The organism is Arthrobacter halodurans, from assembly GCF_041877255.1.
Classification (GTDB): domain Bacteria; phylum Actinomycetota; class Actinomycetes; order Actinomycetales; family Micrococcaceae; genus Arthrobacter_N; species Arthrobacter_N halodurans.
This window is the reverse complement of sequence record NZ_JBHDLJ010000002.1, coordinates 325,662-350,891: the sequence shown is the minus strand read 5'-3', so window position 1 is coordinate 350,891 and position 25,230 is coordinate 325,662. Positions and strand designations below refer to the sequence as shown.

The following is a 25,230-nucleotide window of genomic DNA, read 5'->3' as shown; positions in this document are numbered from 1 at the left end:
GCTGTCGCTGACGTTCGCGGAGAAATGGTCTGGGAGACGCCGAAGGGCAATGAGCGCAGGATCGTGCCCCTTACGCGATCTCTCGCCGGAGTGTTGCGGGATTGCACGGAGGGAAGGGCGTTGGACGATCTGGTGTTTACCTCGCCAGAAGGTGGCGTCATGAGGCAGGCGAACTTCCGGCAGGGGTACTTCAACAAGGGCGTCATCCTCGCGATGGCCGAGGACCCGTCGTTACCGCGTTTGAGCCCGCGCGATCTCCGACACACGGCTGCGAGCCTCGGCGTGAGCGCCGGTGCGAGCGAAAAGGTCATCCAACGGATGCTCGGGCATAAGGACGCTTCGGTAACTCTGAATATTTACGCTGACCTATTGAGGACGACCTCGATAGCGTCGCGGACGCGCTCGATGCTGCTCGCAACAGCGACGGGTGCACCCTATGTGCTCAAAACGTGTTCAGCAGTCGATCCAGAGCAAAAGAAAAACTCCGTTGAATTCACAAAATTTCGCGTGAATTCAACGGAGTTCGACTGTGGAGCTTAGGGGAATCGAACCCCTGACCTTTTCATTGCGAACGAAACGCTCTACCAACTGAGCTAAAGCCCCGTGCCGCGCCTCGTGGTGAAACGCAACATCCCTAGGTTAGCGGCCCGCGGCCCGCCGGGCCAAATGCGCCGCGCCGTTCCGGCGGCGACCGGGTGGTGGCTTCGCGCGGAACCCCGGGCGTCACCGGGCCCGGCGCAGGTCCCTCAGCACGGCCCGCGCCGCGTTGTGCCCGGCCATCCCGTGCACCCCGCCCCCGGGCGGCGTCGACGACGAGCAGACGTAGACCCCCGGCGCCCCCGTGTTGTACGGCTTGAGGGTCGGCGCGGGCCGGAACACCTGCTGCAGGCCGGCAAGCGATCCGCCACCGATGTCCCCGCCGACGAGGTTCGGGTTCCAGGCCTCGAGCTCCGTGGGGCTGGTCTCCACCCGCCCGATGATCCGGTCGCGGAACCCCGGGGCAAACCGCTCGATCTGTGCGTCGATCCGGCCGCCCATCGGCTCGCGGCTGCCGTTGGGCACGTGCGCGTAGGCCCACAGGACCTGGCGGCCGGCCGGGGCGCGGGAGGGGTCGGCCGCGGACTGCTGGCTGACCATCACGAAGGGCCGCTCGGGGATCCGGCCGCGGTTAACGAGGCGCTCGGCCTCCAGCAGCTCCTCGAACGTGCCGCCCACGTGAACGGTCCCGGCGCCGCCGGTCCGCGGATCCGACCACGGCACGGGGCCGTCGAGCAGGTAGTCGACCTTGTAGACACCGCAGCCATAGCGCCATCGCTGCAGGTGCCGGCGGTACCGATCGGGCAGGCCGGTTCCCTCGAGCGCGAGCAGTTGGCGCGGCGTGAGGTCCAGCAGCACGGCGTCGGCCGCGGGAAGCTCGCGCAGGTCGGTGACCTTGGTGCCGGTGCGGATGGTCCCGCCGTTCTCCAGGACGACGGCGGCGAGCGCGTCCGTGATGCGCTGTGTGCCCCCCTTGGCGACCGGCCAGCCGGTCGTGTGCCCCAACCCGCCGAAGATCGTGCCGAAGGCCGCCGTGAAGGGCTGGGTGAGCGGGAGCGTGGAGTGCGCCGACGATCCGGCGAACAAGGCCCGGGCGTGCCCGCCGCGGAAGGCGGCGCGGGCCAGGAGCGCCGCGGGCCAGGCGGCCCTCAGGCCGAACTCGACCATGGTGAGCGGATGCGGGGGCACGCGCACCAGCGGGCCGAGCACGTTCTCGAGAGCCTCCCGCGGGTGGCGCGTGACGGGCGCGTGCACGCGCAGCCACGCCGGTCCGTCCGCGCCTAGTCCCCGCGCTGTCTCCTCGGCGTCCCGGTGCAGGATGGCGGACTCCAGTCCGGGCAGCGGGTGCGCCATCGGGTAGCGCGGGTGGATCCACTCCAGCCCGCGGTCCTCGAGGCCGAGCGCGTGGAACGCGGGGCTGTTGACGCCGAAGGGGTGGGCGGCCGCGCCGAGGTCGGTGACCGTCCCCTCCCCAAGCACGGCCGAGGAGCGCGCGGCGCCCCCGGGGGTGTCGGCCTGCTCGTAGACGGTGACGCGCATGCCGGCCACGGCCAGCAGCGCGGCGGCGGTGAGCCCGTTGGCCCCCGCGCCGACGACGGCGGCGGTGCCTTCCATCCCGGGCGCCACGGTCACCGGTCCCCCGCCGGCGGGCGGAACCTGCGGACACACGTCTCCGCGTTCACCTCGCGGATCTGGCGGATCTGGTCCTCGGCGCGGCGCTCCAGGTCGGCGATGAACGCGCGGTCCAGGCGCTCGTCCACGTCGGCGACCATCTGGAGGGTCTCCCACATCATCTGCTTGGTGCGCACCATGCCCACGAGCACGTCGAGCTCCAGCTGGGTCATGCCGCCCTTCTTCGACCGGAAGATGTTCACGGGATTGAGGCGACCGAGGGTGTTCGCGGCCGCGGTCAGGAGCTTCTTGACCGGATGCGGACGGTATCCCAGGCGCAGCATCAGGCTCAGCAGGTCCCGCTTGTCCGCGTCGATCTGGCGGGCCAGCGACTGGAACGCGCTCCGGTGCTCCGTGCCTTCCCACGTGTCGGCCGCGGCCGTGAAGGCCTTCACCCCGGCCTCCGAGGCCAGCAGGTGCTCGTTGAGATAGGCGGCGTAAAGCCGATGGTCGATCTGCGCGGTCTTCTCCGGCATGGATGTCCTCCTCGATCGGGCGTGTCTTGACCCTACCCGCGGGCGCGCCGGGGACGACAGCCGCTACGCTCCGTCGTCGTGCGCGACGGCCTCCCGGGACTCGCGCGCCGCTGAATACTGGCGCTGGATGTAGGCCTCGAGCTCGGCCCGCTCCACGCGCCAGACACCACGGCCGCCGACCTTGATCGCGGGGAGGTCCCCGCTGCGCACGAGGGAACGGACCTGGGGCATGTTGACGTTCAGCTCCTCGGCCACGTCCTCCAGACGCATGAATCTCATGGTTCGAAGTTAGCGCGACTTACCTTCCCAAGCCAGCGGCCTCCGCCCGCTGGGGACAAGCCGCGGCCCGGCGCGCCGCGGGGGCGCGCCGGGCCGCCGGACGCTTCATCTCAGGTCGCGGGCCTCGTGGGCCGTGCCGGTCCGCCGCAGGGGTGGCGCTGGGAACCGTCAACCGGCCGGGTACCGCGGGTCTCGGTGCCCGGCATCTGCCCCCAGTGAAGCAGGGACCGGTCATACCGCGCAACGAACTTGGTCCCGAGTGGTCAATCTGACTAATCTGGGGGCAAGGCCCCGGCGCCGGCTGGTCAGACTGACCGCCGGAGAGCGGTGGCCGGCGCGGGCCCTCCCCGCGCGCCGCGCAGCCGCGCGGCGGCACCACCCCCGCGATCCCGCCCAGGAGCCGACCATGACCCCCGAGTCCCACACCCTCGACGAGACCGACCGGCGCATTGTGCTGGCGATGGACGAGGACCCGCGCATCCCCACCATGATGCTGGCGCAGCGCCTCGGACTGGCCCGCGGGACGGTCCAGTCGCGGCTGGAGAAGCTGGCGCACTCGGGGGCACTTCGGGCCAACAGCAGCCGCGTCACCCCGGCCGCGCTCGGACGCGGCGTCTCGGCGTCCGTCAGCGCCGAGCTGGACCAGTCGATGCTGAACCAGGCCGTCGACGCGCTGCGCCGCATCCCGGAGGTTCTCGAGTGCGTCGCCCCCGCGGGCGATACGGACCTCCTGATCCGGGTCGTGGCCAGGGATCCCGACGACCTCTACCGGGTCAGCGAGGAGATCCGCTTCTGCCCCGGCATCACGAGGACGTCGACGTCGATGTACCTGCGCGAGGTGATCCCCTACCGCACCACGGGGCTGCTGGAGGGCGGCCGGGCGTAGCCCGAACCGCCCCCTGCGGGTCCGCGCGGCCCGGACCCGCCCGCCGCGGACCCGCGCGCAGGCCCGCGCGCCGCGGACCCGCGCACCGCCGTCCTACGCCGCCCGCTCCAGCTCCGCGGCGGCCGTGATGCGGTCGGCCATGCCCTTGAAGATCAGCCCGTGGAACGGCAGGACCGCCAGCCAGTAGGCGCGTCCCGCCAGGCCCCGCGGGAAGAACACGGCCCGCTGGCGGAACACGCTTCCGCCGTCCTCGCCCGGCTCGACGCCGAACTCCAGCCACGCCCCGCCGGGCACCTTCATCTCCGCGCGCAGGCGCAGCAGCTTGCCCGGCTCCAGCACCTCCACGCGCCACCAGTCCACGACGTCGTTCAGCTGCAGGTGCTTGCGGCTGCGCCGCCCGCGCTCCAGACCCACCCCGCCCGCCAGCTTGTCCATCCAGCCGCGGACGGACCAGGCCAGCGGCAGGGAGTACCAGCCGTTCTCGCCGCCGATGCCCTCGATGACCTCCCAGACGCGATCGGGCGCAGCGGTCGTCGCCTTCTCCCGCGCGTCCGTGAACACCTTCCGGCGCGCCCACTCGGGGTCGCTCGGCAGCGGCTCGGCCGGGGCCGAGACGGCGTGCGCCGTGGCCCAGGAGGTCTCCACCGCGCCGGCCTCGATCTTGATCAACGCGAGCTCCACGGATCGCAGGTATCCGGTCAGCCCGCCCTCGGGCGGCGGGATGACGTCGTTGATGGACGTGTCGCGCATGACGCAGTCGTGCTGCAGCGACTCCACCAGCGGGATGGCGAGGTTGCGCGGGATCGGCGTGACCAGGTTGACCCACTGGGCCGCGAGCCAGGGCGTGAGCACGGGCAGCGCGATCACGAGCGGCTGGCGGATCCCGGCCATGCGGGCGTAGCCGCGCATCATCTCCGAGTAGGTGAGCACGTCGGGACCGCCGATGTCGTAGGTGCCGGACACCTCGGCGGGCAGCGTCGCCGCCTCGGCCAGATAGTGCAGCGCGTCGCGCACGGCGATCGGCTGGATCCGGTTCCTGACCCAGCGCGGCGCGGGCATGACGGGCAGCACGTCCGTCAGGTGCCGGACCATCTCGAAGCTGGCGGACCCCGACCCGATGACGAGCCCCGCCTGCAGCACCAGGGTCGGCACTCCCGAGGACAGCAGGATCTCGCCCACCTCGGTGCGCGAGGCCAGGTGCCGGCTGAGCTCCCCCTCGGGATGCAGCCCGGACAGGTAGACGATCCGCCCCACGCCCTCCGTCCGCGCCGCCGTCGCGGTGTTCAGGGCGCACCGGCGCTCGGTCCGCTCGAAGTCCTCGTCGCCGCCCATGGAATGGACCAGGTAGTAGACGACGTCGGCGCCGGCCACCAGCTTGCCGGCCGTCTCCCGGTCCTCCAGGCTGCCCTCGACGACCTCGACGTCGCCGCTCCACGGCACGTCCCGCAGCTTGGCCGAGCTGCGGGTGAGGATCCGGACGGTGTGCCCGCGCTCGAGCAGCAGCGGGACCAGCCGCCCGCCGACGTAGCCCGTGGCCCCGGCGACCGCGACGACGCTCATCGCGCGACCCCCTCGGCCACGCCGCGCCCCGGCGACCGGCGCCGTGGCGTGTGGATGAGAAAGCGCGCGGCCAGCGTGCCGAGGATGACCACGGCGGAGGCGATGCCGGCGGCCCACGCGATGGGCACGGACTCCGTGCCGCCGTCGAGCCGTCCGACCGCGATCCAGGCCAGGCCCCAGGCCAGCGCGGCCGCGGGCGCGAACCGGCCGCTCGTGTAGAGGGCGAGGAGGAGCCCGATGCCGGCGGCGACGGCGAGCACGATCGACGCGGCCGTGTCCACCGGCACCCCGAAGGCCCGGAAGCCGGAGGCGCCCAGCCAGGCCGCGGTGTTGGCGACCGTCGCGACGCTGACCCAGCCCAGGTACAGCCCGAAGGTCCCGTCGGTGACGACGGCGTCCAGCGCGCCGCCGACCGGGCGGGCCATGAGCAGCACCAGGATCCGGGCCAGCACGGCCAGCAGCGCGACGATCACGACGACGCTCAGCGCCAGCCAGCCGGCCTGCACCACCCAGATCCATCCGGCGTTGAGCACGGCGGACGCCGCGGCCCACGGGCGCAGGCTGCGGTGGCGCTCGTCGGTGCGGCGGGAGGGCAGGAGCTGGACGACCGCGTAGGCGGCCAGGCCCGTGTAGATCACGCTCCAGATGGAGAAGGCCCGGGTGCCGGGGGCCAGAGGCGTTCCGTCGGCGGACAGCCAGCCGTCCGCCGCGTTCTGGATGGGCGTGCCGCCCAACGCGCCGCTGCCGATGAACGCGGCGACGATCGACGCGCCGACGGCCAACATCACCGCCCACGCAGCGGCCGTGTCACGCGTGGTGTGTCTCGGGTCCATCGGGAGCTCCGTTCCCTCGCTCGTCTCTGCAGCCGTTGTACAGGCGGCTGCTCGACAAATCAATGTTGTTCCACCATTATGTTTTTAGATTATCTAATTATCAAGGAAGCGTGGTTGAGCATGGCACCGGCGAGACTACCCTCCAAGCCCCCGCCGATGCACGACGCCTCCAAGCGGCTCCGCGCCGTGCTGGTGCTGAACGAGCTCATGGAGTTCCAGATGCGCCGCCACATGCACATCAACGAGACGGACTTCCAAGCCATGCAGCACCTGCTGCAGCACCGGTCTCTGAGCCCCGGGGAACTGGCCAAGTCGTTGCACCTGACGAGCGCCGCCACCACCACCGTGATCGACCGGCTCGTCGTCGCCGGCCATGCCCGGCGGGTCCCGCACGCCACGGACAGGCGCCGCTGGCTGATCGAACCGACGCCGGAGTCGATCCGCGACGCGATGTCCCAGCTGATGCCGATGGTCATCGAGGCCGATGACATGGTGCGCGCCATGCCCCAGGACCACCAGGATGCCGTCGTCACTTACCTCGACGGCGTGATCGACGCCATCCAGCGCCGTATCGTGGAGATGGACGGGGAATCCACGGACGGTGCTTCCCCCGCGACATCGGGAGGCGCGTCATGAGCGTGGATGCACAGGGACGGGGAGAAGCGCGGGCTGCAGGCGCACAGGCCCCGGACGCGCGGTCCCCGCGCGCGGGACACCCGGCCGGGGATTCCGCGCCCCGCCCGTCCGACGGCGGCTGGCCCGGGTACCGCGACCGCGTGCGCGAGGTCCTCGCCGACGAACTGTCCGTCGCGCGCCGCCGGCCCGGCATCCTCTCCCCCAACTTCGGGCGCCTGTGGGCCCGCCTCGAAGGCACGCTCGAGGGCGGCAAGTGGATGCGGCCGCGCCTGGTGCACTACGCCTACCGAGCCTTCGGCGGCGCCGACCAGCTCGCGTGCGCCCGGTTGGGCGCCAGCTTCGAGATGCTGCACGCCTCCCTGGTCATCCACGACGACGTGATCGACCGTGACTTCGTGCGCCGCGGCGCGCCGACGGTCGGGGCGCTGTACCGCGACGACGCCGCGGCGCGCGGCCACGGCGCGGCGGACGCCGAGCACGCCGGCCACTCGGCGTCGATCATCGCCGGCGACCTCCTGTTGGCGGGCTCCATCAAGCTCGCCGCCACCGCCGGCACCGACTCCAGCTGCGGCACCGAGGTCGTGGACATCGTGCACGGGGCGATCCTCGCCTCGGCGGCCGGCGAACTCGACGACCTGCTCTACTCGCTGGATCCCGAGTCCGTGGACCTGGACCAGGTGCTGAACATGGAGCGGCTCAAGACGGCCGCCTACTCCTTCGAGGCCCCGCTGCACGCCGGCGCGCTGCTGGCGGGGGCCTCCGCCGCCGACGCCCGGCAGCTCGGCGACGTGGGGCGGCGGATCGGCACCGCCTACCAGGTCATCGACGACGTCCTCGGCACGTTCGGCCGCCCCGAGGTCACCGGCAAGTCAGCGGAGTCCGACCTCCGCGCGGGAAAGCGCACCGTGCTGACCGCCTACGCCGCGCAGCACGAGGCCTTCCAGTCCGAGCTGGCGGCCTTCCGCGCGGGCGCCTCCACCATCGACACCCTCCGCGCCGCGCTGCGCGAGACCGGGGCCGAGGCCCACGCGGTGGACCTCGCCGCCCGCCTGGTCGCCGCCGCCCTGCAGCAGGCCGAAAACCTCCGGCTGGAGCCCGCCCTCCTGGACGAGCTCGCCGGCATCTGCCACCACGTCCTGAACCGGGAGAAATAACGCCATGCCCCTCGATCCGTTGGAGCGCTACTCGGACGCCGCCTCGCGCAGCGCCGGAGTGGTGATCTCCCGCTACTCGACGTCCTTCGGGATGGCCTGCCGCCTGCTCGGCGCCTCAGCCCGGCGCGACGTCGAGAACATCTACGCCTTGGTGCGCGTCGCCGACGAGGCCGTCGATGGCGCCGCCGCCGCCGCCGGTCTGGACGCCGCCGCCGTGGGCGAGCAGCTGGACCGCCTCGAGCGGGAGACGGAGTCCGCGATGGCGTCGGGCTACAGCACCAACATGGTGGTGCACGCCTTCGCCCGGACCGCGCGCGGGCGCGGCATCGGCACCGACCTCACCCGGCCGTTCTTCGCGTCGATGCGCGCGGACCTGAGTGTCACTGCGCATTCGGACGCGTCGCTGCAGGAGTACATCTACGGCTCCGCCGAGGTCGTGGGGCTGATGTGCCTGCGCGTCTTCCAGACCATGCCGGGGGCCGTGCGCGGGCACGACGCCGAGCTGGCCGCCGCCGCGCGGCGGCTCGGCGCGGCGTTCCAGAAGGTGAACTTCCTGCGCGACCTCGCGGCCGACGGGCTGGAGCTGGGCCGCTCCTACTTCCCCGGGGCCGACCCGTCGCGCTTCGACGACGCCACGAAAACCCTGCTCATCGCCGACATCCGCGAGGACCTCGCCGCGGCCCGGGAGGGCATCCGGCTCCTGGCGCCGGGCGCGCGGCGGGCCGTCTCCCTGGCCCACGGGCTCTTCGAGGCGCTCGTGGACCGGCTGGAGCGGGTCCCGGCCGAGCAGCTGCTGACCCGCCGCGTCCGCGTGGCGGCGCCGGAGAAGGCGGCGATCGCGCTGCGGGTCCTGGTCCGCGGTCCCGGCCACGCGGAAGGAGCGGCCTGATGAGTTGGCTGTCCTTCCGCAGGCGCGCCGCGTACCGCTTCTTCGCCGCCCGCCGCCGCATGGCGGGCGGTGCCGGCGCACCCGCCGCGACCGGCGGCGCGGCCTCCGCGAAGGGCGCACCCGCCGCGACCGGCGCACCCGCCGCGAGGGGCGCGGCCTCCGGCGACTGCGTGGTCATCGGCGGCGGCATCGCCGGCCTGGCGACCGCCGCCCTGCTGGCGCGCGACGGCCACGCGGTCACCCTGCTCGAGCGCAACGACGGCCTCGGCGGCCGCGCGGGCCGGTGGGCCAGCGAGGGGTTCCAGTTCGACACCGGGCCCTCCTGGTACCTCATGCCCGAGGTCATCGACCACTGGTTCCGCATGATGGGCACCAGCGCCGACGCCGAGCTGGACCTCGTGGCCCTGACGCCCGCCTACCGCACCTGGTTCGAGGGGCACGACGCCCCGGTCGACGTCGTCACGGGGCGGGAACGCGCCGCCGCCCTGTTCGACGCGATGGACCCGGGGTCCGGGCGCCGCCTGCGCGCGTACCTGGACTCCGCGGCGGAGACCTACCGCCTGGCCAAGGCCCACTTCCTGTACGACGACTTCGCGAGCCTGCGCGGCCTGCTCCACCCCGCGGTCCTCGCCCGCGGGGTCCGGCTGGCCGAGCTGCTCGTGCGCTCGCTCGACGGCTTCGTGGCCTCGCGCTTCCGCGACCCGCGCCAGCGGCAGATCCTGGGCTACCCGGCGGTCTTCCTGGGCACGACGCCGTTCAAGGCGCCGGCCATGTACCACCTGATGAGCCATCTGGACCTGGCCGACGGCGTGCTCTACCCGCGCGGCGGCTTCGCCGCGCTGGTGGACGCCATGGAGCGCGTCGCGCAGCGGGCCGGCGTCCGGATCGAGACCGGGGCGACGGCCCGGCGGATCGCGACGGACGACGACGGGTCCGGACGGCCGCGGGTCTCGGCCGTCGAGTGGACCTCCGCCGACGGCGCCACGCACCGCCAGCCCGCGGGGACTGTCGTCGCGGCCGCGGACCTGCACCACATCGAGACCGAGCTGCTGCCCGGACACCTGCGCGCGCACCCGGAGAAGGCGTGGGTCCGCCGCGACCCCGGCCCCAGCGCGGTCCTGGTGTGCCTCGGCGTCCGCGGGGAACTCCCCGAACTCGTGCACCACAACCTGTTGTTCACCGCCGACTGGCGGGACAACTTCGGCAGGATCGGGGCCGGCCGGGACCTGACCCCGGAGACGTCCATCTACGTCTGCCGTCCCAGCGCCACCGACGACGCCGTGGCGCCGGAAGGGTCCGAGAACCTGTTCATCCTGGTGCCGGCGCCCGCGGAGACCTCCTGGGGCTCCGGCGGGATCGACGGCGGCGGCTCGCCGAAGGTGGAGGCGGTCGCCGACGCGGCCATCGACCAGCTGGCGGACTGGACCGGGGTGGAGAACCTACGGGAGCGGATCGCCGTCCGCAGGACGTACGGTCCGGCGGACTTCGCCGACAACTTCAACGCCTGGCGCGGCAGCGCCCTCGGGGCCGCGCACACCCTGCGGCAGAGCGCCTTCCTGCGCCCGGGCATCCGCAGCTCGAAGGTCGACGGCCTGCTCTACGCGGGCAGCTCGGTCCGGCCCGGAATCGGGGTGCCGATGTGCATGATCAGCGCCGAGCTGATCCTCAAGGCCGTCCGGGGTGACGCGACGCCGGGACCCCTGCCCGAGCCGGCGCCGCGCGCCGGGACAGAACGCGCCGGGGCAGGACGCGCGGAAACGGCGCGCCCGGAAGCGGCACGTGTCGAGGCGACCGCGGACCGGTCGACCTCCGGGACGGCGGGTGGCCGCGCGTGATCTACCTGCTGGTCCTGATCGGACTCCTGGGCTGCATGGCGCTGCTCGACGCGCGCTACCGGCTGTTCTTCTGGGCCCGGCCCGCCGCCGCCGCCGCCGTGATGGCCGTGGGGCTGGCCTACTTCCTCGCGTGGGACGTCTGGGCGATCGCCGAGGGGATCTTCCTGCACCGCGACTCCCCCCTCATGACGGGCATCATGCTGGCGCACCAGCTTCCGTTGGAGGAGGCCTTCTTCCTCGCGTTCCTCTGCTACCAAACCATGATCCTGTTCACCGGCGCGCTGGCCTGGCTCCGGCGGCGCGAGCCGCGGACGGCCGAGTCGGCCGTGGGCGGCCGGACCACGCGGGAGGCCCGGCCATGACTTTCCTCGAACTCAACGCCGTCTTCCTGGGCGTCGCCGCGCTCGCGTGGGCCGCCGCCTGGGCCGCGGGCCGCATTCCCCGGGGCGCGCCCGCCGCCGTCGGGATCAGCATCGCGGCGCTGTTTGTGCTGACGGCCGTCTTCGACAACGTGATGATCGCCTCCGGCCTGTTCGACTACGGGGGCGACACGCTCGCGGGCGTGCGGATCGGCCTGGCGCCGATCGAGGACTTCGCCTATCCACTGGGCTCGGCGGTGCTGCTCTCCGGGCTGTGGATGCTGTCCGGACCGCGCCGGGGGGAGGCGGGTTGAGGGACCTGATCGCCACCTCGCGTCCGGTCTCCTGGGTCAACACCGCCTACCCGTTCGCCGCGGCGTACCTGCTGGCCACGGGCGGGGTCGACTGGATCCTGGTGCTGGGCACCGTGTTCTTCCTGTTCCCCTACAACCTCGCCATGTACGGGATCAACGACGTCTTCGACTACGAGTCGGACCTCCTGAACCCACGCAAGGGCGGGGCGGAGGGCGCCGTCGTCGCGCGCTCCCGCCACCGGACCATCCTCTGGGCCTCGGCGCTGGCCACGCTGCCGTTCGTCGCCGTCCTCGCGGCGCAGGGCGGCTGGTGGGCGAACCTGGTGCTGCTGGTGTCCCTGTTCGCGGTCTACGCGTACAGCGCTCCCGGGCTGCGCTTCAAGGAGCGCCCGTTCCTGGACTCCATCACCTCGAGCACGCACTTCGTTTCCCCCGCCGCCTACGGGCTGGCGCTGGCCGGCGCCGAGTTCACGCCGGCGCTGTGGTGCCTGCTCGCCGCGTACTTCCTCTGGGGCATGGCCAGCCACGCGTTCGGCGCGGTGCAGGACATCGTCCCGGACCGGGAGGCCGGGCTGGGTTCGATCGGCACCGTCCTCGGCGCGCGCCGCACCGTGCTGGCGGCCGCCGCGGCCTACGCGGCCGCGGGCCTGCTGATGCTGGGCACCGACTGGCCAGGCCCGCTCGGGGCCCTCCTGGCCGTGCCCTACCTGGTCAACGTCCTGCCCTTCGCGCGGCTGGACGACGCCGGGTCCCCGGCGGCCAACGCCGGCTGGCGGCGTTTCCTCTGGCTGAACTACCTCACAGGTTTCCTGGTGACCATGCTGCTGATCTGGTACGCGGCGATCCGCTAGGACACCCGCGCCCTACCGGCGCCGACGGAAGGACACCCCTGTGGCATCAATCGTCTGGTTCCGCGACGACCTGCGCGTGGCGGACAACCCTGCCCTGCTCGCCGCCTGGCACGACGGCGACGCCGTGGCGCTGTTCGTGCTGGACGAGCAGTCCGACGGCATCCGGCCGCTGGGCGCGGCGGCCAAGTGGTGGCTCCACCACGGCCTGGAGTCCCTGCGGGCCGACCTCGGAGCGCTGGGCATCCCGCTGCTGCTGCGCCGCGGACCGGCCGGCGCGGCCGTCGCCGAGGCGGTCGAGGCCACCGGCGCCGCCTCCGTGTACTGGAACCGTCGCTACGGCGGCCCAGAGCGCGCCGTGGACGCGTCCGTCAAGGAGTGGGCCTCCTCCGCGGACGTGCACGCCGAGAGCTTCCAGGCCTCGCTGCTGCACGAGCCGTGGACGGTGAAGACCGGACAGGGCAACCCGTACCAGGTCTTCACGCCCTTCTGGCGCACCGTCTCCGCCCAGGACTTCCGCGCTCCGCTCGACGCCCCCGCGCCGGACGCGGCGCGGACGAAGGGCGGCGGCTCCCGGGGCTCCGATTCGGGGGGCTCCGGTTCGGGGGGCTCCGGTTCGGGGGACTCCGGGCCCCGCGGCGGCGGGAACCAGGACGCCGGGCGGCGCGCGACGCCGGAACCGGGCGACCTCGACGACCTGGACCTGCTGCCGACGCGGCCGGACTGGTCCGCGGGGCTCGCCGACGCCTGGACCCCGGGCGAGACCGCGGCGCACGAGGCCCTCGCGGACTTTCTGGAGGGACCCGTCCGCGACTACGCCGACGGGAGGGACCGGCCGGACCGCGACGGGACCAGCCGGCTCTCGCCGTACCTGCGCTGGGGCCACCTGAGCCCGTTCCAGGTCTGGGCCGGGCTCGCGTCCCGGCGCCGGGAGGCCGGGGACGGCGGGAGCGTGTTCGCGGCCGAACTGGGGTGGCGCGAGTTCTGCTGGCACCAGCTCTTCCACCATCCGGACCTCGCCACGGCCAACCTGCGCCCGGGCTTCGACGCATTCCCCTGGGAGTGGCCCCGCGAGCCCGGATCGGCCACCCCGGCTCTCCTCCGCGCCCACGCGCCCTGCCGGGACGCGTCCTCGGGCGCGGGCACGGCCGACGGGCAGGACGCGGCCGACGGGCAGGACGCGGCCGGCGGCGGGGATTCCGCGCCGCGCCCCGCGCCGCGCGACGACGACACTGATCCCGTGGACGCCTGGAAGGCCGGCCTCACCGGCATCCCGCTGGTCGACGCCGGACAGCGCCAGCTGTGGCACACCGGGTGGATGCACAACCGGGTGCGGATGGTCTCGGCCAGCTTCCTGGTGAAGAACCTCGGCGTGCACTGGCGGGTCGGCGAGGAGTGGTTCTGGGAGACGCTCGTGGACGCGGACGCCGCGTCCAACCCCGCGAGCTGGCAGTGGGTGGCGGGGTCGGGCGCGGACGCCGCGCCGTTCTTCCGCATCTTCAACCCGCAGACGCAGGCGAAGAAGTTCGACCCGGACGGGCTCTACGTGGCGCGCTGGGCGCCCGACGCGCTGACGCCGTCGTACCCCGAGCCCCTCGTGGACCTCAAGGAGTCGCGCCAGCGCGCCCTGGACGCGTACGCGACGATTCGCTGAGCGCGCCGGGTCGCACCGCCGCGGCGGCACGACCCGGCGGCGGTACGACCCGGCGGCGGCACGACCCGGCGGCGGACGGCGGGGCCTACTTCAGCTGGCGCAGCGTCTCCCCGCGGAAGAAGCCGGGACTCCTGAACCGCGTGACCACCATGACCGCCACCCCGAGCAGGAGCACGGCCATGCCGAGGATGAACACGGTGCCCACACCGCCGACCGAGCTGCCGGAGCCGTAGTCGGGATCCATCGAGTCGAAGGCGGTCTTGACGAACATGACCAGCAGGATGACTCCGCCCAGCAGCGGCGCGAGGAGCTTGAAGACGATGTTCCGCCACCCGTCGAAGAGGTTCCGGCGGAAGAACCAGACGCAGGCCAGCGCCGTGATGCCGTAGTAGAAGCAGATCATCATGCCCAGGGCCGTGATCGTGTCCCACAGGGCGTTCTCGGAGATCAGCCGGGTGATGACGTAGAACCCCGCCGCGGCGATCGCGGATGCGACCGTCGCCGTGGAGGGCGACTTGAAGCGCGGGCTGACGCGGGCGAAGCGGGCCGGCAGCGCCTTGTAGTAGCCCATGGCCAGGAGCGTGCGGGCGGGGGAGACGAAGGTGGACTGCAGCGAGGCGGCCGAGCTCGAGAGGATCGCCAGCGACATGAGGATGGCGAACGGGCCCATCACCGGTCCGGCGAGCGCCGCGAAGATCGACTCCTGGTTCTCCGGGTTGCCGGCGCCCAGCCCGGTCTCCCCGACGCCCGCGTAGGAGATCACGGCGAGCGAGACGACCATGTAGATGGCCATGATGACCAGGACGGTCAGCGTCGCGGCGCGGCCCGGGATGCGGTCCGGGTCCTTGGTCTCCTCGTTCATGGTCAGCGTGACGTCCCAGCCCCAGAAGATGAAGATGGACAGCGAGACGCCAGCGGCGAAGGCGGAGAAGGACTCGATGGCGAGCGGGTTGAACCACTCCAGGGACACCGGCGTGGCGTCGAAGGCCGTGCCGTTGGCGACGTGGATGAACGCCGACACCGCGAACCAGCCCAACACCAGCAGCTGGAACGCCACCAGCACGTACTGGAACGTCTTCGTCGCGTGCAGGCCGCGGTAGGAGATCCAGCAGGCGCCGGCGATGAACACCAGCGTCGTGGGGATGTTGATCCACAGGTTGGTGGTCAGGTCCGCGATCGCCGCGTCCCCCGTCACCTGAGCGATCATCAGGTAGAAGAAGTCCACCGCCACGGCCGCCAGGTTGGAGAGCACGATGATCGTCGCGGCGACCAGGCCCCAGCCGCCCATCCACCCGATCCACGGCCCGAACGCGCGGGTCGCCCACGTGAACGAGGTGCCGGAGTCCGGCATGGCCTGGTTCAGCTCGCGGTAGCCCAGGGCCACGAGCAGCATCGGGATAAAGCCGGCCAGGAAGATCGCCGGCAGCTGGGTCCCCACCTCGGCGACCGTGGGGCCCAGCGCGGCCGTCAGGGTGTAGGCGGGGGCGATGCAGGACACGCCGATGACGACGGCGCCCAGGAGGCCGACCGCGCCCTTGCTGAGCCCCTTCTCGTGCAGGCCCCCGGTGTCCGGGGCGCCCTCGCGCGCGTTTCCCGTCGCGATGTTGGTCATGGTTCCTACCTTGCTGTGTCGGTGGGGCGAGCCCCGGGGGTTGGGGTGGCCGGACGCTAGGGCGCCGGCGGCTTGTAGCCGCGCGGCACGACGACGAGCGGAACGGGCAGGGCGCGCAGCATGCGCTGCGCGGTGCTTCCCAGGAACAGCCGGCGCTTGCGGGCGAGCCGGCTGGAGCCGACCACCGCGATCTCGCGGGGCTCCCAGTCGAGTGCCTCGACGGCCTCCTCGGCCGTGTCCGCGGCGGCCACCACGACGTCGGCGCGCACGCCGAGCGAGGCGACCACGGAGGCGACCGTTTCCTCGGTCTCCCGCGCCAGGTCGGCGCGGGCGCCGTCGTCATCGGCGCGGAGGTCCAGCTCGACGAGCGAGACGACGCGCAGCGGGACGTTACGCCGGACGGCGGCCGCCGCGGCGGTGCGCACGACGGCGGCCGCACCGGGACGGGTGCCGACGAACGCGGTGATCCGCGACGGGCCCTCCTGCGAGCGCTCGGGATCGGTCTCGCCCACGGGCGCCAGGGCGACCGGCACCGGGGACGAGTGGAGCAGGGCGCTCGCGACGCTGCCCGGGGTGAAGCGTCCGGTGATCCCGCGGCGCTGCGCGCCGACGACGATCGTTTCGGCGCCCGCCTCCGCGGCGATCTGCATGAGTCCCTCCGCCTCGGAGGCCGCGCTGCGTGCGACGACCCGGCACGGGACGCCCTCCGGCACGAGCGCCAGGGCCTCGGCGGCCCAGCGGTCCACCGTGTCCCCGAGGATGGTGCCGTAGCCGTGGTCGGTCCCCGGGTAGTGGGCGTCGAAGGGCGTGTGTTCGGGCAGGACGATCGCCAGGATCAGCTCGGCGGGGGCGCCGGCGGCGATGGAGGCCGCCAGGGCCACCGCCTCCGCACCGCGGCGGTCGGCCGTGTAGCCGACGACGAACGTTGACGCTCCCATGCTCAGGCCCCCGCCGGCTTCAGCCCGAACGCCGGGGCGGCGCCGTCGTAGGACTCGTCGTAGGCGCTGCCGTCGAGCTCGGCGGCGATGCGCGCGGCGGCGCGGCGGCCCATGCGGACGGCCCCATCGACGTGCTGGTAGCCGGCTCCGGCCAGGTCGGAGGACGCGAAGTGGACGGCGCCGACCGGGTCGGTCTGTCCCGGTCCGAAGCGGAGCAGCCCGCCGAGGTCGTAGCTGGTGGCGTAGGCGCCACGCGTCCACTCCTCCGAGCCGAAGTCCGACTCGTAGTAGACGTCGGGGTTCAGCGCCTCGTCGCCCAGGAACCCGGCGATCGAAGCGAGCACCCGCGCGCGGCGCTCCCCGGCGTCGAGGGCGAAGAGTTCGTCGGCCTTCACGTCGGAGACGAATCCGACGAGCGTGCCGCGGGAGTCGCCGTGGAACGTGTTGTCGTAGACCTCCTGGACCAGCGCGCCAGGTCCGAAGCAGGTCCCGGAGAGCCCCTTGTCGCGCCAGAACGGCGTCGGGTAGACGGCGTGGACCTTGATCACCAGGCCCATGGACTGGTGCTGGTGCGCCACCTGCTGGCGGCGCGGCAGGCACGGCTCGTAGGAGATGCGCGAGTAGAGGTTCGGCGGGACGGCCAGGATGGCGCGGCGGGCGCGGACGGTGGTGTCCGCGCCGTGGGCGGTGACGCCGTCGGCATCCCACTCGAGGCGGAGCACCGGGTTGTTCAGGTGCACCGCGTCCCCGAGCCGCTCGGCCATGGCCAGCGAAACGCCCTGCATGGTGCCCACGACGCGCCGGTCGAGGATGAACTCGTCGTCGACGAGGTGGGAAAACGCGCCCGCGGAGGCGGCCATCAGCACGGCCTGAAGGGCCGAGAAGGTGTGCGCCGGCTTGGTGAGCATGCCCCCCGCGATGAACATGCCGATGTTGTCGCAGGCGGCCTCGTCGCCGGACAGGCCACGCAACCAATGGTGGAAGGAGACGCGGTCCAGCTCGGCTGCCCGCGGGTGCTCCCAGGGGCGGTCGGGGTCGACCTCGGCCGCGAGGACGTCCAGCTCGGCCGTGAGGCGGCGCATCTCGGCGACGGTCGCCGCGTCCACCGGAAAGTCCTCTCCGGTGAATTCGGTGCGGGCGCCGTCGGGGGCGACGAAGACGGACGCGCCGGCCTTGTGCCGCTCGTAGGTCTCGATGCCGAGCTCCTCCAGCAGCGAGTACAGCGCGGTCTGGTCCGGGGAGATCCACTGTCCGCCGATCTCCAGGGTGGCGCCGCCGACCTCCCCCGTCCAGGTCCTGCCGCCGACGCGGTCGCGCGCCTCCAGCACCGCGACGGATTTTCCGGCCTTGCGCAGTTCGAGGGCGGCGGTGAGGCCGGTGGGTCCGGCGCCGATGATGACGACATCGCGATCGAGCGTTGCCATGGGTATCCACTACTTTCGTTGCGACGGAAATAAATGAACGTCATTCATTTATGGGAAGATCGTACAGGCTTCGGCCCTAGAATGTGAAGCACGCCACGTCAGGAGGGGTTACATGGCCATGGCACCGCAGGCCCGACGCGCGGGGCGGCCGCGCTCGGCCGTGCTGGGCCGTGCGCGGATCACGGCCGCCGCCCGGCGCATCATCGAGGCGCGCGGCTATCCGGCGCTGACCATGTCCGCCCTGGCGCGTTCCCTGGGGGTCTCCCCGTCCGCGCTGTACAACCACGCGGCCTCGAAGCAGCAGCTGCTGCAGTGGATCCAGGAGGACGTCATGGCCGGCGTCGACTCCTCCGGGTTCGGGCGGCTGCCGCTGGACGACGCGCTGCGGCTGTGGGCCACGTCCTACCGGGACGTCTTCGCCCGGCACGCCCCCCTGGTCCCGGTCATCGCGGTGTTGCCCGTCGCCGGATCCCCGCGGACCCTGCGGATGTACGAAGACGTCGCGGCCGGCTTCCTGGGCGCGGGTTGGGCCGAGGAGGACGTCGCCGCGGCCATCATCGCGACCGAGTCGTTCATCTTCGGCTCGGCCCTGGACGCGACGGCCCCGCTGGACATCTTCGACGCCGGCGAGCACGCGGCGCGGTTCCCCGCGTTCTCCGGCGCGGTGGCACGCCAGCGCGCGTCCGGGATGCCGTCGGCGGAGGCGGCGTTCGGGCTGGGCCTCGAGGCCCTGATCGCCGGGCTCATGACACGCGGGCCCGGCGGGCCGGCGGCGTCCCGGTCCTCGTCCTGACCGCCTTTCCTTGACCACGGGTCGGGTGCCGGAGCCATAATCGGGCTGGGCGCCAGGGCGGTGCCGCAGGGAAGATCCGGCGGCTGGCGCCGCCGGGGCAGAGGAGTCCTCGCATGACGAAATACCTGATCTCGTTCCCCGGAGACGCCATGGTGTTCCCCAAGGAGGACTTCGAGGCGGTCGCCGCGGCCGCGCACGCCGTCATCGACGAGGCCAAGGCCGCGGGCGTGTACGTCTTCGGCGGCGGGATCGACGAGGACGTGGACCCGGTGCTGGTGGCCGGCGACGGCACCGTCACCGAGGGGACGCACCCGGGCCACCGGGTGCCCAACGGCGGCTACACCGTCCTGGAGCTGCCCTCGCGGGAGGTGGCGATCGAGTGGGCGGCGAAGATCGCCGTCGCCTGCCGCTGCGCGCAAGAGGTCCGGCAGTTCCAGTACGACCCGGCCAGCTGACGGGGGAAACCCCTGCCGGGGACCGCCACCCGGCTACCGCGTCGAGAAGTGCCAGACGACGCCGATCGTCCACACGGAGGCGGCGAGCGCCGCGCAGCCGAACTCCACGAGGATGCCCAGGCCCGTGGCCTTGAGCGTGGCGGCGCTGGAGCGCAGCGCCGCCGGGAAGTCCCTGCGGCGCGCGTACTCGGACAGCAGCAGGCCGAGTCCGAAGCCCAGGAACAGTCCGACGACGGGCACGACGAACATGCCCACGACGCCGGCGACCAGGGCGACCGCGATGGATCCCCGGGGGACCTGCTGCCGCTGCAGGCTCCGACCGGTGAGGACGGCCGACGCGGACCAGCCGATCGAGGCGAGGACGATGCCGATCACCGCCGCCGTCCACGAGGCCGTGCTGCCGAGCACCCAGCCCCAGGCCAGCAGGGTCGCGATGGCCAGCCAGCTTCCCGGCAGGATCGGATAGACGGTTCCGATGACGGCCACCGCCAGGAGCAGGCCGGCGACGACGCTCACGATGATTTGGGTATCCACCGCACCAGTCTGCCACCGGGCGCCCCGGGGAACGTCCGCGGCGTCCCGAGAGTTATGTTGGGGTGAAGGCGGCGCGTCGCGCCCGCAGCAGACGCACGTTCGACGAACGAAGGAGCACCACCATGGGCATGTTCGACAAGCTGGTTCGCAAGGGTACGCAGATGGCGGGCCAGTACGTGAAGGAGCAGCTCAACCAGCGGTCCGGCGAACAGGGCCGGCAGCAGGGACAGGGCGGACAAGGCTACGGCCAGGGTCAGGGCTATGGCCAGGGATCCGGACACGGATCGGGACAGGCCGGCGGCTACGGCCAGGGCCAGCCGCAGGGCTACGGACAGCCGCAGGACGGATACCGGCAGGCGCCCCAGCAGCGTTCGGCCTACGGGCAGGGTCCCTCCGGACGCCCGTCGGGTGGGACCGCGGGTCCGGCGTCCGACGCGGACCAGGCGGCCATCGCCAAGTACCGGTACATGCTGCGCACCGCGCCCCCGGAGGACATGGAGCGCGCGCACCGCGAGGCGTTCGAGCGCCTGACGCCGCAGCAGCGCACCCTGCTCCAGACGGAGCTCGGCGAGCAGCTCCCCCCGGCCGAGCGCCCGCGTTCGGACCGGCCCGAGGACCTGGCCCGCGCGGCGACGCGCGCCGAGGTCTCGCGGCCCGGCTTCATGGAGAAGGTGCTCGGGCGCAGCGGCTCGGGCGGCGGGCGCGGCATGGCCGGCGGACTCGCCGCGGGCGCCGCGGGCGGGCTCGGCGTCGGGCTGATGGCCGGAGTGGCGGGCGCGTTCATCGGGTCGGCCGTGGCCGGGCCGCTCCTGGAGGGCTTCTCCGGCATGGGCGACCAGGTCGGCGACCAGTTGGCGGGTGCGGCCGAGGGCTTCGGCGGCGACTTCGGCGGAGTGGGCGAGTCGGTCGCGGGCATCGGCGACCAGGTGACGGGCGCCGGCGAGGAGATCACGGGGCAGGCCGGCGGCCTCCTCGACGGCTTCCTCGGCGGGGGCGCGGGGGGATTCTTCGGCGGGGACGCGCCCACGGACTGGGAGATCTGATCCGCGCCGTCCCGGACCGGGGACTTCCCGCCGAAGGAAATTGTTGAACAATCCGCCTCGCTGGTGCATCCTTGAAGGACCACCACAACGAGACGGAGATCACCATGTCCTTCATCGACCTCAACAGCGACGTCGGCGAGTCGTTCGGCAACTGGACCATGGGCGACGACGAGGCGATCTTCCGTTCCGTGTCAAGCGCCAACGTGGCCTGCGGATTCCACGCCGGCGACCCGTCGACGCTGGCCCGCACCTGTAGGGACGCCGTCGCCTCCGGCGTCACCATCGGCGCGCACGTCGGCTACCGGGACCTCTCCGGCTTCGGGCGGCGCTTCCTCGACTGCTCCCCCACGGAACTCGCCGACGATGTGCTGTACCAGCTCGGCGGGCTCGACGCCCTGGCCCGGACGGCCGGCGGCACCATCCGCTACGTCAAGCCCCACGGGGCCCTCTACAACGCGATCTTCTCCCACGAACCCCACGCCCGCGCCGTCGTGGACGCCGTCCGGGCCTTCGGCGGCGACCTCCCCCTGCTGCTGCTTCCCGGCTCCGTCGCGCTCACCATGGCGGAGGCCGCCGGCCTGCGCGGCGTCTCCGAGGCCTTCGCCGACCGGGCCTACAACCCCGACGGCACGCTGGTGTCCCGCCGCGAGGCGGGGGCCGTCCTCCACGACCCCGAGCAAGTCACCGCGAACATGGTGCGGCTGGCCACGGAGGGCAAGATCGTGGCCCGCGACGGCTCGGTCATCGCGACGGACGCCGAGAGCATCTGCGTGCACGGCGACACGGCGGGCGCCGTCGAGATGGCCGCGGCCGTGCGGGCCGGGCTCGTGGGCGCCGGCGTCGAGATCAAGAGCTTCGTGTGAGCGCGGCCGCGATCCGCTGGGCCGGCACGCGCGCACTGCTCGTGGAGCTCGAGCCGCTGGACGCCGTCCTGGAGCTGCACGGCCGGCTCCTCGCGGACCGGCTCCCCGGCCAGGTCGACGTGCTCGCCGCCGCCGGGACCGTGCTCATCAAGTTCGACACGCGCGCCAACGCCCTGCGCGGGCGCGACGCCGTCGCGCGGCTCGACCTGTCCGGCGCCGCCGGGCCGGGACGCGGCCGTCCCGCGCGCCCTGTCGAGATCGAGGTCGTGTACGACGGCGAAGACCTCGCCGAGGTCGGGCGGCTCACGGGGCTGGGCGCGGACGGCGTCGTCGCCGCGCACACCGGCCAGCTGTGGACCGCCGCGTTCGGCGGATTCGCCCCCGGTTTCGCCTACCTCGTCGGCGAGGACGGGTCCCTGGAGGTCCCGCGGCGCGGCACGCCGCGCACGGCCGTCCCCGCGGGCTCCGTGGCGCTGGCCGGGACGTTCTCCGCCGTCTACCCGCGGCAGTCCCCCGGAGGCTGGCAGCTCATCGGCCGCACGGCCGCGACCATGTGGGACCTGGACCGCGAACATCCGGCCCTGGTGCGGCCCGGCGACACCGTCCGCTACGTGGCGGCGCGCCAGCTGGTCTCCGTGAGCGACGCCCCGGTGGAGGGGCAGGTCGAAACCCCGGCGGTTGAGCCTGTCGAAACCCCGGTGGTTGAGCCTGTCGAAACCGAGCCTGTCGAAACCGGTCTCGACAAGCTCGACCAGCGAAACGACGAGCTCGACCAGCGACCCGACAAGCTCGACCAGCGACCTGGCCAGTCCGACAAGCTCGACCAGCGAACCGGCCAGTCCGACCAGCGCAACGACCCGCTCGAACCGCACACCTCCGGTTCCGGCCATCGGCTCGAGATCGTGTCCCCGGGACTGCATTCCCTGGTCCAGGACCTCGGCCGACCCGGCTACGGCGACCTCGGCGTGTCCGCCTGCGGCGCCGTCGACCAGCCCGCCGCCCGCCAGGCCAACCGCCTCGTCGGCAACCCGGCCGGCGACGCCGTCATCGAGACCGTCCTCGGGGGCCTCGAGGTCCGCGCCCGCGGCCCGCTCGTCCTGGCCCTGACGGGAGCCGAGACGCCCGCGGAGATCGAGGGCCCCCACGGCGCCCGCGAGGCCCCCGCACGCACGCCGTTCGCCCTCCACGACGGCGAGACGCTGTTGCTGGGCACCCCGGAGTCGGGGCTCCGCAGCTACCTGTCCGTCCGCGGCGGCATCGACGTCCCCGAGGTCCTGGGCAGCCGCTCCACGGACACCATGTCCGGCCTCGGTCCGGCGCCGCTCGCGGCCGGGGACGAGCTTCCGGTGGGCGCGCCCGGTCCGGGCCGCATCGTCGGCGCGCCCGAGCCGCCCACCGCCGGGTCCGCCTCCGCCGCCGCACCGGGCGCCACGACCCCCGGCGTCGCCACCCTGCGCGTCATCCCGGGACCGCGGGACGACTGGTTCGGCCCGGGCGGCCTCGCGGCGCTGACCGCTCAGGTGTGGGAGGCGACCAGCCAGTCCAACAGGATCGGCGTGCGGCTCGCCAGCGACCCGTCCGGGGGCCCGCTGCGGCGGGTCCGCGACGGGGAGCTGGCCAGCGAGGGCGCCGTCGCCGGGTCCCTGCAGGTCCCGCCGTCGGGCCTGCCCGTCCTGTTCCTCGCCGACCACCCGGTGACCGGCGGCTATCCCGTGATCGCCGTCGTCGTGCCGGAGGACCTGCCCGCCGCCGCGCAGCTGGCGCCCGGCACCGGGGTCCGGTTCTCCGTCGTCGACCCGGACACCCTGCTGCCCCTCGACGTCCCGTCCACAGCCCCCGAATCGCCCGAAGGAAACCAGCCATGAAAAAGGTCCTGATCGCCAACCGCGGGGAGATCGCCGTGCGCATCGCGCGCGCCTGCTCCGACGCGGGCCTCGTCTCCGTCGCCGTCTACTCGGAGCCCGACGCCGATGCGCTGCACGTGCGCCTCGCCGACGAGGCCTACGCACTCGGCGGTTCCTCCGGCGCGGAGACCTACCTCAACATCCCGAAGCTGCTCGACGCCGCGTCGCGGGCCGGCGCCGACGCCGTCCACCCGGGCTACGGGTTCCTCTCCGAGAACGCCGACTTCGCGCAGGCCGTGACCGACGCCGGCCTGGCGTGGATCGGCCCGGCCCCGCAGGCCATCCGCGACCTCGGGAACAAGGTGACCGCCCGCGAGATCGCCGTCCGCGCCGGTGCGCCGCTGGTCCCCGGCACGGATGGGCCGGTCGCCGACGCCGGCGAGGTCCGCGCCTTCGCGGAGGCCCACGGGCTGCCCGTCGCGATCAAGGCGGCCTTCGGCGGCGGCGGCCGCGGGCTGAAGATTGCGCGACGGATGGAGGACGTGGAGGACGCGTTCGAGTCCGCGGTCCGCGAGGCGACCATGGCGTTCGGCCGCGGCGAGTGCTTCGTCGAACGCTTCCTGGACAAGCCGCGCCACGTCGAGGCGCAGGTCCTCGCGGACACCCACGGCAACGTCGTCGTCGTGGGCACCCGCGACTGCTCGCTGCAGCGCCGCAACCAGAAGCTGGTCGAGGAGGCGCCCGCCCCGTTCCTGACGGACGGGCAGCGCTCCCGCATCCACGCCTCCGCGAAGGCGATCTGCCGCGAGGCCGGCTACACGGGCGCGGGAACGGTCGAGTACCTGGTGGCCCCCGACGGCGTCATCTCCTTCCTCGAGGTCAACACCCGCCTCCAGGTGGAGCACCCGGTCTCCGAGGAGACCACCGGGGTGGATCTGGTGCGCGAGCAGTTCCGCATCGCGGACGGGCTGCCGCTCTCCCTCACGGAGGACCCGGCCCCGCGCGGCCACGCCTTCGAGTTCCGGCTCAACGCGGAGGATCCCGCGCACGGCTTCCTGCCCTCCCCCGGCGTCGTCGAGGCCTTCGAGGCACCGACCGGGCTGGGCATCCGCGTGGACACCGGAGTCCGCTCCGGCTCCACCGTCCCGGCGGAGTACGACTCGCTGCTGGCCAAGCTGATCGTGTGGGGCGAGGACCGCCCGCAGGCGCTGCGCCGGGCCCGCGCGGCCCTCGACGAGCTGGTGATCCGCGGCCTGCCGACCGTGGTGCCGTTCCACCGCGCCGTCGTTCGCGACCCGGCGTTCACGGCCGCCGACCGGCTCGGCGTGCACACGACCTGGATCGAGTCCGAGTTCGCCGCCACGCTGGCCGCGTCGGAGCACGTCGCGGCCGCCGCCCCCGGGGCCGCGCGCGAGACCATCACCGTGGAGCTCGACGGCAAGGCCGTCCAGCTGGGGCTTCCGGCCCGGCTGCTGGCCGCACTCATGAGTGGCGGCGGCGCGGCCGGAGCCGCCGGGGCGGCCGACGGCGCAGCCGCGGGATCCGCCGACGGCGAGCTCTCCGCGCCGATGAACGGCAATCTGGTCAAGTGGTTGGCGGAGGACGGCGCGGAGGTCGCGGCCGGCGATCCCGTGGCCGTGCTCGAGGCGATGAAGATGGAGACCACGGTCGCCGCACACCGCGCCGGGACGCTGGCCCGGTCCGCGCGCGAGCCGGGCGCCGCCGTCGTCCGGGGCGAGTCGCTGGCCACCATTGCCTAGCGCCCTCCCGCGCCGGCGGGATCCGGCATGAAC

At 73.2% G+C, this 25,230-nt stretch carries 25 protein-coding genes and 1 tRNA gene; 16 read left to right on the top strand and 10 right to left on the bottom strand.

The features are described 5' to 3' along the window. The first annotated feature begins 24 nt into the window (after nucleotides 1-24). Nucleotides 25-540 carry a tyrosine-type recombinase/integrase gene (locus tag ACETWP_RS04005; protein WP_373970902.1) on the top strand — a complete coding sequence of 172 codons (516 nt, stop codon included), beginning with the start codon at nucleotides 25-27 and terminating at the stop codon, nucleotides 538-540. Here the strand turns inward: ACETWP_RS04005 and ACETWP_RS04000 are convergent. From ACETWP_RS04000 to ACETWP_RS03985, 4 genes are all read right to left on the bottom strand, one after another. Next, a tRNA-Ala gene (locus ACETWP_RS04000) sits at nucleotides 531-603 on the bottom strand. The two genes, ACETWP_RS04005 and ACETWP_RS04000, sit on opposite strands and share 10 nt — an antisense overlap. Before the next feature lie 120 nt (nucleotides 604-723). Next, the gene (locus ACETWP_RS03995; RefSeq protein ID WP_373970901.1) at nucleotides 724-2,151 is read right to left on the bottom strand and encodes a phytoene desaturase family protein; all 1,428 of its coding nucleotides are present in this window, start codon (nucleotides 2,149-2,151) and stop codon (nucleotides 724-726) included. Nucleotides 2,152-2,165: 14 nt separating this feature from the next. Further along, a complete protein-coding gene (locus ACETWP_RS03990) occupies nucleotides 2,166-2,684 on the bottom strand; it encodes a hypothetical protein (protein WP_373970900.1) in 519 nt (172 codons plus the stop codon). 63 nt (nucleotides 2,685-2,747) lie between these two features. Then, entirely contained in the window at nucleotides 2,748-2,954 is a 207-nt protein-coding gene (locus ACETWP_RS03985) for a helix-turn-helix domain-containing protein (RefSeq protein ID WP_373971022.1), read from the bottom strand. 415 nt (nucleotides 2,955-3,369) lie between these two features. Between ACETWP_RS03985 and ACETWP_RS03980 the strand changes: the two genes are divergently transcribed. Then, nucleotides 3,370-3,849, top strand: coding sequence for an Lrp/AsnC family transcriptional regulator (locus ACETWP_RS03980; protein ID WP_373970899.1), 480 nt, complete (start codon nucleotides 3,370-3,372; stop codon nucleotides 3,847-3,849). Between the two features lie 93 nt (nucleotides 3,850-3,942). On the opposite strand, the gene ACETWP_RS03975 is transcribed toward ACETWP_RS03980, so the two are convergent. Both ACETWP_RS03975 and ACETWP_RS03970 read right to left on the bottom strand, forming a co-directional pair. Then, entirely contained in the window at nucleotides 3,943-5,409 is a 1,467-nt protein-coding gene (locus ACETWP_RS03975; RefSeq protein WP_373970898.1) for an SDR family oxidoreductase, read from the bottom strand. Further along, nucleotides 5,406-6,242 (bottom strand): TspO-related membrane protein, encoded by an 837-nt coding sequence (locus tag ACETWP_RS03970; protein WP_373970897.1) that lies wholly within the window; start codon nucleotides 6,240-6,242, stop codon nucleotides 5,406-5,408. The genes ACETWP_RS03975 and ACETWP_RS03970 overlap by 4 nt, the downstream gene beginning before the upstream one ends. Before the next feature lie 120 nt (nucleotides 6,243-6,362). Here ACETWP_RS03970 and ACETWP_RS03965 point away from each other — a divergent pair, with 120 nt between their 5' ends. Genes ACETWP_RS03965 through ACETWP_RS03930 form a run of 8 tightly spaced genes read left to right on the top strand, consistent with a single transcriptional unit; the run spans nucleotide 6,363 to nucleotide 13,931 of the window. Beyond that, nucleotides 6,363-6,878 carry a MarR family transcriptional regulator gene (locus ACETWP_RS03965; RefSeq protein ID WP_373971021.1) on the top strand — a complete coding sequence of 172 codons (516 nt, stop codon included), beginning with the start codon at nucleotides 6,363-6,365 and terminating at the stop codon, nucleotides 6,876-6,878. After that, nucleotides 6,875-8,032: a polyprenyl synthetase family protein gene (locus ACETWP_RS03960; protein WP_373970896.1), complete on the top strand. Its 1,158-nt coding sequence runs from the start codon at nucleotides 6,875-6,877 to the stop codon at nucleotides 8,030-8,032. Before ACETWP_RS03965 ends, ACETWP_RS03960 begins: the two co-directional genes overlap by 4 nt. A 4-nt stretch (nucleotides 8,033-8,036) precedes the next feature. After that, the gene (locus ACETWP_RS03955) at nucleotides 8,037-8,921 is read left to right on the top strand and encodes a phytoene/squalene synthase family protein (protein ID WP_373970895.1); all 885 of its coding nucleotides are present in this window, start codon (nucleotides 8,037-8,039) and stop codon (nucleotides 8,919-8,921) included. Further along, nucleotides 8,921-10,756, top strand: a complete 1,836-nt coding sequence (crtI, locus tag ACETWP_RS03950) for a phytoene desaturase family protein (protein ID WP_373970894.1) — start codon at nucleotides 8,921-8,923, stop codon at nucleotides 10,754-10,756. The genes ACETWP_RS03955 and crtI overlap by 1 nt, the downstream gene beginning before the upstream one ends. Continuing rightward, nucleotides 10,753-11,118, top strand: a complete 366-nt coding sequence (locus tag ACETWP_RS03945) for a lycopene cyclase domain-containing protein (RefSeq protein ID WP_373970893.1) — start codon at nucleotides 10,753-10,755, stop codon at nucleotides 11,116-11,118. The genes crtI and ACETWP_RS03945 overlap by 4 nt, the downstream gene beginning before the upstream one ends. Further along, entirely contained in the window at nucleotides 11,115-11,429 is a 315-nt protein-coding gene (locus ACETWP_RS03940; RefSeq protein WP_373970892.1) for a lycopene cyclase domain-containing protein, read from the top strand. The genes ACETWP_RS03945 and ACETWP_RS03940 overlap by 4 nt, the downstream gene beginning before the upstream one ends. Then, complete coding sequence (locus tag ACETWP_RS03935; RefSeq protein WP_373970891.1) at nucleotides 11,426-12,280, top strand: prenyltransferase; 855 nt, start codon at nucleotides 11,426-11,428, stop codon at nucleotides 12,278-12,280. The genes ACETWP_RS03940 and ACETWP_RS03935 overlap by 4 nt, the downstream gene beginning before the upstream one ends. A gap of 40 nt (nucleotides 12,281-12,320) precedes the next feature. Next, nucleotides 12,321-13,931 carry a cryptochrome/photolyase family protein gene (locus ACETWP_RS03930; RefSeq protein WP_373970890.1) on the top strand — a complete coding sequence of 537 codons (1,611 nt, stop codon included), beginning with the start codon at nucleotides 12,321-12,323 and terminating at the stop codon, nucleotides 13,929-13,931. An 85-nt stretch (nucleotides 13,932-14,016) separates the two neighbouring features. Here the strand turns inward: ACETWP_RS03930 and ACETWP_RS03925 are convergent, their stop codons facing one another. Genes ACETWP_RS03925 through ACETWP_RS03915 form a run of 3 tightly spaced genes read right to left on the bottom strand, consistent with a single transcriptional unit; the run spans nucleotide 14,017 to nucleotide 17,905 of the window. After that, nucleotides 14,017-15,543, bottom strand: coding sequence for an APC family permease (locus ACETWP_RS03925; RefSeq protein ID WP_373970889.1), 1,527 nt, complete (start codon nucleotides 15,541-15,543; stop codon nucleotides 14,017-14,019). 56 nt (nucleotides 15,544-15,599) lie between these two features. Further along, on the bottom strand, nucleotides 15,600-16,481 hold the full coding sequence (locus tag ACETWP_RS03920) for a universal stress protein (protein WP_373970888.1): 882 nt from the start codon (nucleotides 16,479-16,481) through the stop codon (nucleotides 15,600-15,602). Between the two features lie 2 nt (nucleotides 16,482-16,483). Next, nucleotides 16,484-17,905 carry a flavin monoamine oxidase family protein gene (locus ACETWP_RS03915; protein ID WP_373970887.1) on the bottom strand — a complete coding sequence of 474 codons (1,422 nt, stop codon included), beginning with the start codon at nucleotides 17,903-17,905 and terminating at the stop codon, nucleotides 16,484-16,486. 112 nt (nucleotides 17,906-18,017) lie between these two features. On the opposite strand from ACETWP_RS03915, the gene ACETWP_RS03910 reads away from it, so the two are divergent. Continuing rightward, nucleotides 18,018-18,698 carry a TetR/AcrR family transcriptional regulator gene (locus ACETWP_RS03910; RefSeq protein ID WP_373970886.1) on the top strand — a complete coding sequence of 227 codons (681 nt, stop codon included), beginning with the start codon at nucleotides 18,018-18,020 and terminating at the stop codon, nucleotides 18,696-18,698. A gap of 113 nt (nucleotides 18,699-18,811) precedes the next feature. Next, a complete protein-coding gene (locus ACETWP_RS03905) occupies nucleotides 18,812-19,153 on the top strand; it encodes a YciI family protein (RefSeq protein ID WP_373970885.1) in 342 nt (113 codons plus the stop codon). A 33-nt stretch (nucleotides 19,154-19,186) separates the two neighbouring features. Here the strand turns inward: ACETWP_RS03905 and ACETWP_RS03900 are convergent, their stop codons facing one another. Beyond that, the gene (locus ACETWP_RS03900) at nucleotides 19,187-19,687 is read right to left on the bottom strand and encodes a DUF456 domain-containing protein (protein ID WP_373970884.1); all 501 of its coding nucleotides are present in this window, start codon (nucleotides 19,685-19,687) and stop codon (nucleotides 19,187-19,189) included. A gap of 122 nt (nucleotides 19,688-19,809) precedes the next feature. On the opposite strand from ACETWP_RS03900, the gene ACETWP_RS03895 reads away from it, so the two are divergent. The 4 genes from ACETWP_RS03895 to ACETWP_RS03880 all read left to right on the top strand — a co-directional run bounded on the left by ACETWP_RS03895 (nucleotide 19,810) and on the right by ACETWP_RS03880 (nucleotide 25,197). Next, a complete protein-coding gene (locus ACETWP_RS03895) occupies nucleotides 19,810-20,730 on the top strand; it encodes a hypothetical protein (RefSeq protein ID WP_373970883.1) in 921 nt (306 codons plus the stop codon). Between the two features lie 104 nt (nucleotides 20,731-20,834). Beyond that, nucleotides 20,835-21,593 carry a LamB/YcsF family protein gene (locus ACETWP_RS03890; RefSeq protein ID WP_373971020.1) on the top strand — a complete coding sequence of 253 codons (759 nt, stop codon included), beginning with the start codon at nucleotides 20,835-20,837 and terminating at the stop codon, nucleotides 21,591-21,593. Further along, nucleotides 21,590-23,458: a 5-oxoprolinase subunit B/C family protein gene (locus tag ACETWP_RS03885; RefSeq protein WP_373970882.1), complete on the top strand. Its 1,869-nt coding sequence runs from the start codon at nucleotides 21,590-21,592 to the stop codon at nucleotides 23,456-23,458. Before ACETWP_RS03890 ends, ACETWP_RS03885 begins: the two co-directional genes overlap by 4 nt. Continuing rightward, the gene (locus tag ACETWP_RS03880) at nucleotides 23,455-25,197 is read left to right on the top strand and encodes an acetyl/propionyl/methylcrotonyl-CoA carboxylase subunit alpha (RefSeq protein WP_373970881.1); all 1,743 of its coding nucleotides are present in this window, start codon (nucleotides 23,455-23,457) and stop codon (nucleotides 25,195-25,197) included. The genes ACETWP_RS03885 and ACETWP_RS03880 overlap by 4 nt, the downstream gene beginning before the upstream one ends. The last annotated feature ends 33 nt before the right edge of the window (nucleotides 25,198-25,230 follow it).

Coding starts and splice junctions, on each gene's coding strand:
- ACETWP_RS04005 (WP_373970902.1), top strand. CDS start 25: ATGGTCTGGGAGACGCCGAAGGGCAATGAGCGCAGGATCGTGCCCCTT.
- ACETWP_RS03995 (WP_373970901.1), bottom strand. CDS start 2,151: ATGGAAGGCACCGCCGCCGTCGTCGGCGCGGGGGCCAACGGGCTCACC.
- ACETWP_RS03990 (WP_373970900.1), bottom strand. CDS start 2,684: ATGCCGGAGAAGACCGCGCAGATCGACCATCGGCTTTACGCCGCCTAT.
- ACETWP_RS03985 (WP_373971022.1), bottom strand. CDS start 2,954: ATGCGTCTGGAGGACGTGGCCGAGGAGCTGAACGTCAACATGCCCCAG.
- ACETWP_RS03980 (WP_373970899.1), top strand. CDS start 3,370: ATGACCCCCGAGTCCCACACCCTCGACGAGACCGACCGGCGCATTGTG.
- ACETWP_RS03975 (WP_373970898.1), bottom strand. CDS start 5,409: ATGAGCGTCGTCGCGGTCGCCGGGGCCACGGGCTACGTCGGCGGGCGG.
- ACETWP_RS03970 (WP_373970897.1), bottom strand. CDS start 6,242: ATGGACCCGAGACACACCACGCGTGACACGGCCGCTGCGTGGGCGGTG.
- ACETWP_RS03965 (WP_373971021.1), top strand. CDS start 6,363: ATGGCACCGGCGAGACTACCCTCCAAGCCCCCGCCGATGCACGACGCC.
- ACETWP_RS03960 (WP_373970896.1), top strand. CDS start 6,875: ATGAGCGTGGATGCACAGGGACGGGGAGAAGCGCGGGCTGCAGGCGCA.
- ACETWP_RS03955 (WP_373970895.1), top strand. CDS start 8,037: ATGCCCCTCGATCCGTTGGAGCGCTACTCGGACGCCGCCTCGCGCAGC.
- crtI (WP_373970894.1), top strand. CDS start 8,921: ATGAGTTGGCTGTCCTTCCGCAGGCGCGCCGCGTACCGCTTCTTCGCC.
- ACETWP_RS03940 (WP_373970892.1), top strand. CDS start 11,115: ATGACTTTCCTCGAACTCAACGCCGTCTTCCTGGGCGTCGCCGCGCTC.
- ACETWP_RS03925 (WP_373970889.1), bottom strand. CDS start 15,543: ATGACCAACATCGCGACGGGAAACGCGCGCGAGGGCGCCCCGGACACC.
- ACETWP_RS03920 (WP_373970888.1), bottom strand. CDS start 16,481: ATGGGAGCGTCAACGTTCGTCGTCGGCTACACGGCCGACCGCCGCGGT.
- ACETWP_RS03915 (WP_373970887.1), bottom strand. CDS start 17,905: ATGGCAACGCTCGATCGCGATGTCGTCATCATCGGCGCCGGACCCACC.
- ACETWP_RS03910 (WP_373970886.1), top strand. CDS start 18,018: ATGGCCATGGCACCGCAGGCCCGACGCGCGGGGCGGCCGCGCTCGGCC.
- ACETWP_RS03905 (WP_373970885.1), top strand. CDS start 18,812: ATGACGAAATACCTGATCTCGTTCCCCGGAGACGCCATGGTGTTCCCC.
- ACETWP_RS03895 (WP_373970883.1), top strand. CDS start 19,810: ATGGGCATGTTCGACAAGCTGGTTCGCAAGGGTACGCAGATGGCGGGC.
- ACETWP_RS03890 (WP_373971020.1), top strand. CDS start 20,835: ATGTCCTTCATCGACCTCAACAGCGACGTCGGCGAGTCGTTCGGCAAC.
- ACETWP_RS03880 (WP_373970881.1), top strand. CDS start 23,455: ATGAAAAAGGTCCTGATCGCCAACCGCGGGGAGATCGCCGTGCGCATC.